The 12,204-nt window shown below is 69.1% G+C and carries 8 protein-coding genes, 1 tRNA gene and 1 pseudogene; 5 read left to right on the top strand and 5 right to left on the bottom strand.

What is annotated here, in order from left to right; translation table 11 throughout:
* Positions 1 to 51: 51 nt before the first annotated feature.
* Together AC1DBD_RS15855 and AC1DBD_RS15850 are read right to left on the bottom strand one after the other, a co-directional pair.
* Positions 52 to 1,431 (bottom strand): FAD-binding oxidoreductase, encoded by a 1,380-nt coding sequence (locus tag AC1DBD_RS15855; RefSeq protein WP_476982481.1) that lies wholly within the window; start codon positions 1,429 to 1,431, stop codon positions 52 to 54.
* A gap of 367 nt (positions 1,432 to 1,798) precedes the next feature.
* Positions 1,799 to 3,631: a phosphoenolpyruvate carboxykinase (GTP) gene (locus AC1DBD_RS15850; protein ID WP_476982480.1), complete on the bottom strand. Its 1,833-nt coding sequence runs from the start codon at positions 3,629 to 3,631 to the stop codon at positions 1,799 to 1,801.
* Positions 3,632 to 3,909: 278 nt separating this feature from the next.
* Between AC1DBD_RS15850 and AC1DBD_RS15845 the strand changes: the two genes are divergently transcribed.
* Positions 3,910 to 3,983, top strand: a tRNA-Arg gene (locus tag AC1DBD_RS15845).
* Between the two features lie 154 nt (positions 3,984 to 4,137).
* Here AC1DBD_RS15845 and AC1DBD_RS15840 read toward each other — a convergent pair.
* Positions 4,138 to 4,944, bottom strand: coding sequence for a FadR/GntR family transcriptional regulator (locus AC1DBD_RS15840; RefSeq protein ID WP_476982479.1), 807 nt, complete (start codon positions 4,942 to 4,944; stop codon positions 4,138 to 4,140).
* A 100-nt stretch (positions 4,945 to 5,044) separates the two neighbouring features.
* Here AC1DBD_RS15840 and AC1DBD_RS15835 point away from each other — a divergent pair, with 100 nt between their 5' ends.
* From AC1DBD_RS15835 to AC1DBD_RS15820, 4 genes are all read left to right on the top strand, one after another.
* Complete coding sequence (locus tag AC1DBD_RS15835) at positions 5,045 to 6,502, top strand: dihydrolipoyl dehydrogenase family protein (protein ID WP_476982478.1); 1,458 nt, start codon at positions 5,045 to 5,047, stop codon at positions 6,500 to 6,502.
* 131 nt (positions 6,503 to 6,633) lie between these two features.
* Entirely contained in the window at positions 6,634 to 7,311 is a 678-nt protein-coding gene (locus AC1DBD_RS15830; RefSeq protein WP_476982477.1) for an ABC transporter ATP-binding protein, read from the top strand.
* Positions 7,308 to 9,353 (top strand): YhgE/Pip family protein, encoded by a 2,046-nt coding sequence (locus AC1DBD_RS15825; RefSeq protein WP_476982476.1) that lies wholly within the window; start codon positions 7,308 to 7,310, stop codon positions 9,351 to 9,353. The genes AC1DBD_RS15830 and AC1DBD_RS15825 overlap by 4 nt, the downstream gene beginning before the upstream one ends.
* The gene (locus AC1DBD_RS15820; protein WP_476982475.1) at positions 9,350 to 9,991 is read left to right on the top strand and encodes a TetR/AcrR family transcriptional regulator; all 642 of its coding nucleotides are present in this window, start codon (positions 9,350 to 9,352) and stop codon (positions 9,989 to 9,991) included. The genes AC1DBD_RS15825 and AC1DBD_RS15820 overlap by 4 nt, the downstream gene beginning before the upstream one ends.
* A 721-nt stretch (positions 9,992 to 10,712) precedes the next feature.
* Here AC1DBD_RS15820 and AC1DBD_RS15815 read toward each other — a convergent pair.
* Together AC1DBD_RS15815 and AC1DBD_RS15810 are read right to left on the bottom strand one after the other, a co-directional pair.
* Positions 10,713 to 11,586 (bottom strand): annotated as a pseudogene (locus AC1DBD_RS15815) (EamA family transporter); the annotation flags it as partial.
* A 30-nt stretch (positions 11,587 to 11,616) separates the two neighbouring features.
* Positions 11,617 to 12,159 carry a hypothetical protein gene (locus AC1DBD_RS15810; protein WP_476982474.1) on the bottom strand — a complete coding sequence of 181 codons (543 nt, stop codon included), beginning with the start codon at positions 12,157 to 12,159 and terminating at the stop codon, positions 11,617 to 11,619.
* Positions 12,160 to 12,204 lie beyond the last annotated feature (45 nt).

The raw sequence follows: 12,204 nt of genomic DNA, 5'->3' as shown, positions 1-12,204 counted from the left end.
CGCCGTCGTGGATAACCGGGCCAGGAGCCCCGGCCCGGACCTCACCTCACCTCACGACGGCACACCGGTGATCGCGTGGCCGAACCGCAGGAGATTGCCGGGGTCGTAGCTGGACTTCACGGCCCTCATCCGTTCATAGACGGCGGGCGACCATGCCCTGGAACGGTCAGCCTCATCGCCGGGTTCGCCGTGGAAGTTGACCAGGGTAAAACCCGTCGAGTGCGGAGCCATCGCGGCCAGGACCGTGCGGATGGCTGCCGAGACGGCCTCGGCGACCGGGGGCATCTTGAACCCGAGCAGGAAGAGCAGGAATGCCGCGTCCCGCCCCGACACGGCGTTCGGCAGCGCCCCGGCACGGGCCAAGGCGCCACCCAGCGGCCGGATTTCGACCAGGAGGAGCGGACAGTCCGAGCCTTCGCCGGTGTGTTTCAGCAACTCCGCCAGGGTACTGTCGCCGAGATCCTTCAGCAGCGCTCCGCCGGCTGTGAAAGGGAGCGGATCCGCCGGATCCATGTGGATCTGGTCAACGTCCAGGTAGCTCATGGGGCCGGCCGTATCCATCAACGGGCTCGAAACGGCGCGCATCGGGGCCAGCAGCGCATCGCCGGCCTCCCGGTTCCCCAGAAAGGCGAAGCGGAGGTGCACCACAAACTGGCCCCGCAGCGGCGCGGGGACGAACTCCATGTCGGGAAGCCGCAGCAGCGAAATCGAGGGCGAGGCGTCCTCCGGCAGCGTAGGCAACCACTCCCGGAACGCCGCCAGGATGAGGCCGGCATCGGCACCCGGATAGATGATGCCGCCGCCATAGAACTCGCCCAGCGGAAAGAGGCTGAACTCGAGTTCGGTCACGATCCCGAAGTTGCCCTTGCCGCCGAGCATCATCGCGAACAGCTCGGCTTCGGCCTCGGCGTCAATCCGGCGCAACGCACCGTCCGCGGTGACCACTTCCATGCTCCGGACATGATCAGCGGCAAAGCCGTGGGCGCGGCCCAGCACTGGAAGCCCGCCGCCGACGGTGTATCCCACGACGCCGACGTCGGTACTCGAGCCGTGCAGTCCCACCAGCCCGAGCGGAACGCTCGCTTCCAGGACGCTGCGCCACTTCACTCCTGCCCCCACCCTCGCGGTGCGCTCCACCGGGTCGATGTGCAGCTCCTGCAACCGCCTGGTGTTAATCAGCAGGCCGCCCTCGACCACTGAGTCGGCGCCGTGCCCGGTGGACTGGACCGCCACCGGCAGCCGGCGTTCCGCCGCCCATTTGACCCCGGCCGCGACGTCCTTGGCGGTGCTGGCGCCCAGGACGACGTCGGGCCGGTGGACGGTAGCGGCGTTGAACGCGAACGTCTCGGCCGCGAATTCTGGGCTGTCCGGCAAAGCGACCGTTCCGCTGACAGCTTCGGACAGGGCCTGGATATCCTCGGTGACAAGCATGAGTGCTCCTGGGGTTTCGCCTGCCGGGGCAGGCGGAGGGCACGCCGCCGCGCGCCCGGGATGTTCCCCGCATCCCTGGCAGTCAGCGTCAGGCCCGGCTGATGAATGCGACGAGCCTACGGCCGCTCCCGACTACAGGCTAGGGGCCTTGGTCCCGGCAGCCGCCGGCCCCGCCATGACTCATCGGCTGCTCCGCAGCGGCCGTTCTGAGGCCTCAAAAGGGCATCCGCGGTGGGGCCACGCCGGGAGGGTTCCCCAGCCGAACTTGTGAGGCTAGGGAACCGGTGGGGAGCAATCGATGAGGGAACGACGGCGGCCCCGCACCTTATCCAAGGTGCGGGGCCGCCGTCGTTGGATCAACCGCCTGCTAGTGCGCGGACATCCGTTCCTTGAGCGAGTCGAGCTCGGCGCGCAGCGCGTCCGGCAGCGAGTCGCCAAACTTTGCGTACCACTCCTCGATGGAGGCCAGCTCGGCGTCCCATTCCTCGCGGTCCACGCGGACGGCGTCCTCGACGTGGGCGTGGGTCAGGTCCAGGCCGGTGAGGTCCAGCGAATGGCCGGTCGGAACGAAGCCGATCGGAGTCTCCACCGCGTCGGCCTTGCCCTCGATGCGCTCAATGGCCCACTTGAGGACACGGGCATTGTCGCCGAAGCCGGGCCACGCGAAACCGCCGTCAGCCGTGCGGCGGAACCAGTTCACCAGGAAAATGTGCGGCAGCCGCTCCGGGTTGGCCTTGCCGGAGACGCTGATCCAGTGCTTCAGGTAGTCGCCGGCGTCGTAGCCGATGAACGGCAGCATGGCCATCGGGTCGCGGCGAAGCACACCGACCTGTCCGGCCGCGGCGGCCGTGGTCTCCGAGGAGAGCGTCGAGCCCATGAAGATCCCGTTGGTCCAGCTGCGGGCCTGGGTCGCCAGCGGCACCGTGGTCTTGCGCCGGCCGCCGAAGAGGATCGCGGAGAGCTCCACACCCTCCGGGCTGTAGTACTCCTCGGCCAGCATGTCGACCTGGGAAATCGGGGTGCAGAAGCGGGAGTTCGGGTGCGCGGCAGGCTGGTCCGACGCCGGGGTCCAGTCGTTGCCCTGCCAGTCGGTCAGGTGCGCGGGGACCTCGTCGGTCATGCCTTCCCACCACACGCCGCCGTCGTCCGTGAGGGCAACGTTCGTGAAGATGCTGTGGCCCTTGGCGATGGCACGCATGGCGTTGGGGTTGGTGCCCCAGCCGGTGCCCGGGGCGACGCCGAACAGGCCGGCCTCGGGGTTGGTGGCGCGCAGTTCGCCTTCCTTGCCGATCCGCATCCAGGTGATGTCATCGCCGAGGGTTTCGACATCCCAGCCCTCGATCGTGGGGTCAAGCAGGGCGAGGTTGGTCTTGCCGCAGGCGGAGGGGAACGCCGCGGAGATGTAGTAGTTCTTCTTCTCCGGCGAAGTCAGCTTGAGGATGAGCATGTGCTCGGCCAGCCAGCCCTCGTCGCGGGCCATGACCGATGCGATGCGCAGGGCGTAGCACTTCTTGCCGAGCAGGGCGTTGCCGCCGTAACCGGAGCCGAAGGACCAGATGGAACGCTCCTCCGGGAAGTGCACGATCCACTTGTCCGGGTTGCACGGCCAGGCGACGTCAGCCTGCCCCGGGGCCAGGGGGGCGCCCAGGGAGTGCAGGGCCGGGACGAAGAAGGCGTTGGTGGCGGTGATCTTGTTCAGCACGTCGGTGCCGATCGTGGCCATGATGCGCATGGAGGCGACAACGTAGGCGCTGTCCGTGATCTCCACGCCGAACTTCGGGTCCTCGGCGTCGAGGTGGCCCATGACGAAGGGGATGACGTACATGGTGCGGCCGCGCATGGAGCCGCTGAACAGGCCGCGCAGCTTCTCCTTCATCTCCGCCGGAGCCATCCAGTTGTTGGTGAAGCCCGCATCGCGTTCGTTCTCGGAACAGATGAAGGTCTGCTCCTCGACGCGGGCGACGTCGGCGGGATCTGAGAATGCCGCGAAGGAATTCGGGAACAGCTTCTCATTCAGCCGGGTCAGGGTGCCGGCCGCCACGAGCTCGTCCGTGAGCCGGGTGTTCTCTTCTTCCGAGCCATCAACCCAGTGGATCCGGTCCGGCTGGGTCAGTTCAGCAACCTCTTCAACCCATGCCAGCAGTCCAGCATGTGTGGTGGGTGCTTTCTCAAGCAGCGGCAGTCGCGCCAGATCGCCCATTACGGTTCCCTTCCTCGGGTTCAGTGGTGTGTCCTAAATGCTAGGTCTCGCGGGTGATTCAGTTTCAGGCCCAAATACGGGTTGACGATGGAGCCGAGATCCAAAATCCCCGGAAAATCAAGGTTTAGTATCTCCGAGCGCTGATCTTTTTGTGATCAAGGTCACGTAGACCGGTCTAGTCGGGCAGATTACATGGCTCTCGATTTGGAACTCTGGGCCCCTCTCGCGTAAAGTAATTCGAGGTTCGGGGAGCGAGAAGTTCCCGAAGAGCCGAGAATGCGCCCATAGCTCAGCTGGATAGAGCGTCTGTCTACGGAACAGAAGGTCAGGGGTTCGAATCCCTTTGGGCGCACAGATAGAAAAGATCCGCACCGGTCCGCCGGTGCGGATCTTTTTTGCTTTCCCGGCTTGTTTCAGAAATCCGCGGCGGTTCCGGACAGAGGCAGGTCCGATCCGGGCCGCACCGGTCTCAAACGGTAGCGGAAAACGGGCCACGGCCCGGCGACTTACTCCCCCACGGCAGCCGCGATACGCCGGCGTATCCCGTCAAAGTGGCTGCCCAGCCGTTCCGCGGCGAGGACGGCGTCGCCCGCCGCCACAGCCTCGTAGATGACCCGGTGCAGCGCAGCCCCCGCGGCAGTGCCGACGTCGGCGGTGCCAACGTCGGCGGTGTCGGCTCCGGCAGGTTCGACCTCGCCGGCGGCCGGCCGGGCGTCGCCGCCCAGTTCCAGCTGGATCCGGCGGTAGACCGCCTGGAACGCGTCCACCAGGCCCAGCAGCAGCTCATTGCCCAGCGGCTCGAACAGTTTGCGATGGAAATCGGCGTCGGCTTCGACAAAGTGTTCCCCGGACCCGGCCAGCTCTTCCATCCGCAGCACCGCCGCCTCGAGTCCCGCCAGGTGGTCCGCCGTCATGCGCGCCATGGACACGCCGATCAGCCCCGACTCCAGCAGCCGCCGCGCCTCGATCAGCTCGAGCGCCTCCCGCCCCCGGTGCCGCAGCGACATCCGCGCCCGGAAGCTGAGCCCGCCAACCAGAGCCTCGAAGTTGCTCGCGGCCACGAACATGCCGAAGCCGTGCCGGATCTCGATCACGCCCAGGACCTGGAGCACCTTCAGCGTCTCCCGCAGCGTGTTCCGGCCGATCCCCAGCAGCGCCGCGAGTTCGTTTTCGGTGGGCAGCGGGTCGCCGGGTTCCAGCTCCCGCTCGAGGATCAGCTCGATGATGTCGGCCTGCAGGGCGCGCAGCCGGGCCTGCGCGCCCAACCGGCGCGGCGGCCCGGCGTCGCCCGCGTCCGAATTGGCTGCGCACACGGCTGGACTCCTCCCCAAAGGTGATCCTCAGGGTAGCGGACGTCCCACCTCCTGCCCAGTGTCCCGTCAAAGCCCCTCCCGGCGGGGTTAGGCTGTTGCCATGACGGCACACTTTGAGCGTGAATTCGATGTCATCGTGATCGGGGCAGGCGCGGTGGGCGAGAACGTGGCCGAGCGCGTGGTCCGGGGCGGATTGACGGCCGTCCTGGTGGAGGCGGAGCTGGTGGGCGGCGAGTGTTCGTACTGGGCCTGCATGCCATCGAAGGCGTTGCTCCGGCCCGGCACCGCACTCCATGGCGCCCAGACCGTGCCGGGCGCCGGGGAGGCGGTCACCAGGGTGCTCGACGCCGCGGCCGTGCTGAAGCGGCGGGACTACTTCACTTCCAACTGGCAGGACGACAGCCAGGTCAAATGGGTCGAGGACACCGGGATCGAGTTGCTCCGCGGCCACGGCTGGATCACCGGGGCCCGCCGGGCGGAGGTGGCCGGCGTGGACGGCAACAGCTACAAGCTCGTGGCGCGCCACGCCATCGTGCTGGCCACCGGGTCGCGCCCCACCATCCCGCCCATCGAAGGCCTCGAGGAAGTCGACTTCTGGACCACCCGGGAGGCCACCTCCGCGCACGAGATCCCGGCGCGGCTCGGTGTGCTCGGCGGCGGCGTGGCCGGCACGGAGCTCGCCCAGGCCTTCGCCCGGCTCGGGTCGACCGTGACGGTCGTGGCCCGCGGCGGGCTGCTGGGAGCTTTTCCGGCCCCGGCGGCCGAGCTGGTCCAGGCGGGGCTGCGCGCCGACGGCGTCGAACTCCACCTCCGCACCGGCACCCAAGGCGTCCATGAGAACGACGACGGGTCCCTGACCCTGGCGCTCGAGGGCGGCGGCAGCGTCACGGTGGACAAGCTCCTGGTAGCCACCGGCAGGCACCCCGCCGTGGAGGGCATCGGGTTGGAGAGCGTGGGCCTGTCCGCCGACGACGGGAAGGCCCCGCGGCTCGAGACGGACGCGAGCGGGCTCGTCCGGGGAGCCGACGGCAACGACAGTAGCCCGTGGCTCTACGCCGTCGGCGACGCCGCAGGCAAGGTCCTGCTCACCCACCAGGGCAAATACGGGGCGCGGGCCACCGGCGACGCGATTGCCGCCCGCGCCAAGGGCACGCTCACCGGCGAGCCGGCCCCGTGGAGCCGCTACGCCCACACCGCGGACGAGCACGCCGTCCCCAATGTGGTCTTCACCGACCCCGAGCTGGCAAATGTCGGGCGCAGCCTGGAACAGGCCGAGAGGGACGGCTACCGGGCCACCTCCGTGCAGCTCCCCATCCAGGTGGCCGGCTCCTCGCTGCATTCCGAGCATTACAAGGGCTGGGCCCAGCTGGTGGTCGATGAGGACCGCAAAGTGCTGCTGGGCGCCACCTTCGCCGGGCCGGATGTTGCCGAGCTGTTGCACGCGGCGACCATCGCCGTCGTCGGCGAAGTCCCGCTGGACCGGCTCTGGCACGCCGTCCCGTCCTATCCCACGATCAGCGAGGTGTGGCTGCGGCTGCTCGAGGAGTACGGCCTCTAAGCGCGAACAGACACTTGGGGCCCCGGAACCGTCGGTTCCGGGGCCCCAAGTGTCTGTTCGCCCACATCTATTTGAACTGACCGGTCAGTTTAGTTAGCCTTGGAGTAGATCATTTCTGCGAAAGGCTTTCCTTGCTCTGCGTTCAACAGCTTCACGTGAAGGGCCGGCGGGACTACCTGCTCCCGCCCACCTCGCTGCAGGCGGCCCGGGGTGAACTCCTGCTCGTCACCGGCCAACGCCAGGACCAGCGCACCGCCCTGGCTCTGACCTTGAGCGGCCGGATGAAGCCCTCGGCCGGCACCCTCGAGTGGGACGGCGGCGGCCGGATCAAGCAGCTGCGGCAGGCGAGCGCCGTCGTCGACGCCCCCGGGGTGAACGAGCCGGAGCAGCACCTGAGCGTGCGCGACCTGGTCACCGAGGACCTCGCCCTGATCCCCCGCCGCTACCGCGGCGCGCTGCTCAGCACGCCGTGGCTTAAGGTCAACCGCTTCGAGGACATCGCCGGGCGCTGGGCCGAGGAGCTGCCCGCCGACCGCCGTCTCGAGCTGCTCACGGCGCTGGCCCTGGCCAATCCGCACACCGACCTGCTGGTGGTCGATTCCCCGGACCGCCACAGCGGCGATCCGGCCGACTGGCTGCCGCGGCTTCAGGAGCTGGCGTACGACGGCGGCCGTCCGCTCGCCGTCGTCGCCACCATCGGCAGTGTCCCGCCGGACTGGACCGGTCCAGTCGCGGAGATCGGCAACGCCGTCCCCGCGCCGGAAACGGCGGATGTCCACCACGACCGCGAAACCGAGGATGCCCGATGACCGTGCTGCGGCTGGCCCGTTCCGAACTCAAGCGCATGACCGGCGGCCTGCTGCCGAAGCTGACCATCCTGGCGCTGACCCTGGTGCCGCTGCTCTACGGGGCGGTGTACCTCTACGCCAACTGGGATCCCTACGGCAAGCTGAACCAGATCGACGCCGCCCTGGTGGTGGAGGACACCGGCGCCAGCTCCGCCGACGGCACCCGGCTGGAGGCCGGCCGGAAGGTCGCCGACAGCCTCGTCGAGGGCCACGTCTTCAACTGGCAGACCGTCTCCAGCGCGGAGGCAGCGGACCAGGGCGTGAGCAGCGGCCAGTACGCGTTCGCGCTCAAGATCCCCCGGGACTTCTCCGCGAACCTGGTCTCGCCGGGAAGCTTCGACGCCGCCAATCAGGCCATGCTGAACGTCACCACCAACGACGCCAACAACTACCTGCTCGGCACGATTGTGGACAAGCTCACCACCGCCGTCCACTCGACCGTGGCGAAAGAAGTGGGCCAGGAGACCGCCAACCAGCTTCTCACCGGCTTCGGGACCATCCACTCCCAGATGCTCAAGGCCGCCGACGGCGCCCGGGACCTCGCCGGCGGGGTGTCTTCGCTGCACGACGGCGCGGCCAGCCTGCACCAGGGCACCTCCTCCCTCAGGAACGGGACCGGCGAACTGGTGGCCGGGCAGCGCAAACTCCTCGACGGGGCCAACACCCTGAACGCCGGGGCCGGGCAGCTCGCCGGCGGCCTGCGCGAGCTCAACAGCAAGACATCCACGCTGCCCGCGGATACGCAGCGGCTGGCCGACGGCGCCGCCCAGGTGGCCGCCGGAAACGCCGCCCTGAACACGAAGCTGCAGGGCATGGCGGGCCAGCTCGCGTCCGCGGAACAGTCCGCGGCGCAGGCACAGCGCAGCCGGGTCGTGGCCTCCAATGGCCGCCTGGTCGCCGCCGGCGTCATTACCCAGGCCCAGGCCGATGCCATCCTGGCCGACTACGACGCCAACACCGCGCCGGCGCCTTCCGGAGCGGCGGGCGCTTTCCAGGGCGCGGCGGCCCAGGTGCAGCAACTGGCGGACGGTTCCGCCGCAGTCAGCGCGGGTGCCGCGCAGCTGGCGGGGGCGGCCCCGGCCCTCAGCGACGCCGTCGGGAAGGCCTCCGCCGGGGCGGATCAGCTCGCCGGCGGCACCGCGGAACTCGCCGCCGGTCAGCAAAACGCCCTGGCCGGCGCGGAAAAGCTCGCCCAGGGCGCCCAGCAGCTCGACGACGGCGCAGCGCGGCTCGAGAGCGGTTCGGCGAAAGCGTCCGACGGCGCCGGGACCCTCGCAACCGAATTGGCCAAGGGCGCGGGCAAGGTACCCAACCCGAACGATGCAAAGAAGGACAGCCTCGCCAAGGTCATGGCGGACCCCGTGGCCGTCAGCAACGTCTCGCAGGCCAAGGCGGGTTCCTATGGGGCCGGACTGGCTCCGTTCTTCCTGACCCTGGCCCTGTGGATCGGTGTCTTCATGTTGATCCAGGCCATGCGGCCGGTCACCCAGCGCGCCCTGGCGTCCAACGCTCCGACGTGGAAGATCGCCGTCGGGGGCTGGCTGCCGTTCCTGGCGGTTGCCGCGGTCCAGGCCAGCCTGCTGACCCTCGTGGTGGATGTGGGGCTGGGCCTCGACCCCGCCCATCCCGTGCTGATGTGGGTCCTGATGCTGGCGGCTGCCATGGCCTTCAGTGCGATCATCCAGGGTGTGGTGGCGCTTCTCGGCTCGCCCGGCAAGCTGGTGGTGCTGATCCTGCTGGTCCTGCAGCTGGTCTCCTCCGGCGGCACCTTCCCCTGGCAGACCACACCGGAGCCGCTGCACGTGGTGCACCAGCTGCTGCCAATGGGCTATGTCGTCAATGGCATGCGGCACCTGATCTACGGAGCCGATCTGGCCAGCATCCTGCCCACCATGCTGGGCCTGGTTGGCTACACTTTGCTGGGACTGGCCATGTCCGCCGTCGCCGTCCGGAAACACAAGTTCTGGACCCTCAAGACCCTGAAGCCGGAGATCGCCGTATGAGCACCAAGCCCCGCGTGGACGTGGCGACCGCCGCCGACGCAGGGAAGAAGCTGCGGCCCGGACGCACCAACGCCACCAAGCAGAAGCTGTTCGAGGCGTCGATGGAGCTGATCGGCGAGCGCGGGGCCGCCGGCGTGACGGTCGACGAAATCGCCGCGGCCGCGGGGGTCTCCAAGGGCACGGTGTACTACAACTTTGGCAGCAAGTCGGATCTGATCGCCCAACTGCTGCGGCACGGTGTGGACATCCTGATGGCACGGCTGCTGAGCGTCAAGGACGGGTCCGCGGACCCGCTGGAGGCGATGGACGAGATGATCGGCCAGGCGATGGACTTCATGGCCGAATACCCCTCCTTCGCCCGGCTGTGGGTCAGCGAGAACTGGCGGACGCCCAGCGAGTGGCAGGACACCTTCACCGAGCTCCGCGGCCGGCTGCTCGGGGTGATTGGCGCCGCGATGGAGGCCGTGGCCGCCAAGTACCCGGTGGATCCCGCGCTGTCCCGCGGCAGCCTGGAGACGGCCATCTTCGGGGCATGCTTTGTCGTGGGGCTGGACCGGCAGACCTACAACCCCGAACGCACCCGGGCGCAAAGTGTCGCCGCAATCATGGCGATCATGCGTGGCTACGTTGTGAAGTAGTCACACTCGGGGATGATTAGTCACATGCACCACATGGGTAACAGCGGCAAGACTGCCATCGGAGCATCCCTTGCCGCTCTGGCCTTGCTGGCCCTCACCGGCGTCACCCTGCACGAAACGGTGGGGCTCTGGTTCCTCGCCGCCTCCGCCGTCGCCTATGTGGCGTCCGTGGCCGAGGTGCTGGTCCGACGCCGGTACAAGACACTGCTGGCAAGCGGCGTCGGCAGCATCCTCTTCATCGCGTTTGGCATCGCGTTCCTGCGCCAGTGGGGGCTGGCCTTCAACCCGGATCCGAACGCGTTGTCCACCAACGTTGATACCGAGCATCCGGACCTGTACTTCTACCTCTCGGCAGCCGCCGGAGCGCTCACGCTGGTCCTGTTGCTCGCCGGCACCGTCCTGCCCGGCCGCCGACCCGCACCCCGCGCCCCTTACGCCTCCCGGCGCCCGGCTTCGGCGTCCAGTGGGGCGGCGCCCCGCAGACCCGCTGCCCGCCCTGCCGCCCGCGCGTCGATGCCACGGTCCGCGACGCCGCGCGCCTCCGCGGCACGGCCCGCAACTCCGCGCTCCGCCGCTCCGCGGGCTTCGGCGCCACGTTCCGCCACGCCGGCCGCCAAGCGGCCGGCGTCACCGGCGGCGTCGTCGGGGTCCAAGCCGGCTGCCAAGGCGCCGGCGAAACCGGCGGTCAAGGCCCCGGCCCGCCCCGCCGCCAAAGCCCCCACCCGGCGCTGACCACCCCGCAGCACGGCGATCGCCACGCCGGCCAGGAGCAGCAGTCCGCCGGCAACTTCCGCCGCCGAGGGCACCTCGGCCAGCACCAGCCAGGCCGTTGTCATGCCGACCACCGGGACCAGCAGGGTGAAGGGAACGACGGCGGAGGACGGGTAGAGCCCCAGCAGGCGGTTCCAGATGCCATACCCTACGAGGGAACCGAACACGGCAGTGTAGAGCGCGCTGAGCATCGTCACCGGCTGCAGCTGCACCAGGGCATCCGACACCGCCGCCGGCCCGTCCACCAGCAGCGAGAGTCCGGTTAGCGGCAACGGCACCACCGCGCCGGACCACACCACCAGCCCGAGCCCGGAGGCGGCCTTCGCCTTCCGCGCCACGATATTGCCCCCGGCCCAGGACAGGGCCGCGGCCAGCACGATCAGCAGGGGCAGCAGCGGGGCCACGAGGCTGCGGCCTACGGCCACCACGGCGAGCCCGGCAATCCCCAGCACGACGCCGGCGAGTTGCCTCCGGGTTGGCCGTTCGGCCAGGATTCCCGCCGCCAGCAGGACCGTCAGCAGGACCTGGGCCTGAAGCACGAGCGAGGCCAGGCCCGCGGGCATGCCGAGGGCCATGGCTAGGTAGAGCAGGCCGAACTGGCCTGCGCTCATCAGCAGCCCGACGCCGATGATGGCGTTCCAGCTGACGTCCGGCTTGCGGATGAAGAAGATGCAGGGAAACACCACGAGAGCGAAGCGCATGGCCACGAACAGCAGCGGCGGCATCTGCGCGCCGTCGGGGTGCAGGCCAAGGTCAATGGCAACGAAGTTGACGCCCCACAAGACGGCGACGAGCAGGGCAAGCCCGGAATGTCGAGGGGTCATCGCACCCGCGGCCGTCGCCGTTGCCGCGCCTCAGAGATTGCGCGGCCGTTCGCCGTGCGGGTCCTCGGTGTCGCGGCGCTCCGCCACCGTTTCCTCGCGGAACCCTGCGGCGTCGCCGGTTCCTGCCGTGCGATCGCGCTCGCCCCGGTCCCGGCGCAGTTCCTCGTGCGGGTGAAGTTCCTCGTGCGGTTGGGCATCGTGGGTGCGTGTCTCCTGGGACTGGGCATCGCCGCGTTCGGTCGTTACTACATCCGGGTCGACGTCGTCGGCCCGGCGGAGCTGTTCCTCGGCACCGGCACGGACGGTGTCTGCCTCCTGCTGTGTGCCGCGGGCCTGCATGCGGAGGCGCTCGGCTTCGACTTCGGCGGCCTTTGCGTCGGCTTCCGCCCGCGCCGCTTTGGCCTCATGGTCCCTCGCAGCCAGCTGGTCGGCCTCCGCTTTTTCGCGCATCTCGGCGGCCCGGTTCCGGTCAGCCTCCGTCTTGCGCTTGCGGCTGAGATACATTGCCACGGCGATGATCGCGAGCACCACTACGATGCCGACGATGATCCCTACGAGCTGTCCTGAATCCACGTTGATCCACCTTTTCCCTCGGTCGCTAAGAAAACACCGGCAGTA

The sequence above is a fragment of the Arthrobacter sp. 10T419 genome (assembly GCF_056394105.1).
This window is presented reverse-complemented; position numbering and strand designations above follow the sequence as displayed.

Coding starts and splice junctions, on each gene's coding strand:
- AC1DBD_RS15835 (WP_476982478.1), top strand. CDS start 5,045: ATGACGGCACACTTTGAGCGTGAATTCGATGTCATCGTGATCGGGGCA.
- AC1DBD_RS15820 (WP_476982475.1), top strand. CDS start 9,350: ATGAGCACCAAGCCCCGCGTGGACGTGGCGACCGCCGCCGACGCAGGG.
- AC1DBD_RS15825 (WP_476982476.1), top strand. CDS start 7,308: ATGACCGTGCTGCGGCTGGCCCGTTCCGAACTCAAGCGCATGACCGGC.
- AC1DBD_RS15850 (WP_476982480.1), bottom strand. CDS start 3,631: ATGGGCGATCTGGCGCGACTGCCGCTGCTTGAGAAAGCACCCACCACA.
- AC1DBD_RS15855 (WP_476982481.1), bottom strand. CDS start 1,431: ATGCTTGTCACCGAGGATATCCAGGCCCTGTCCGAAGCTGTCAGCGGA.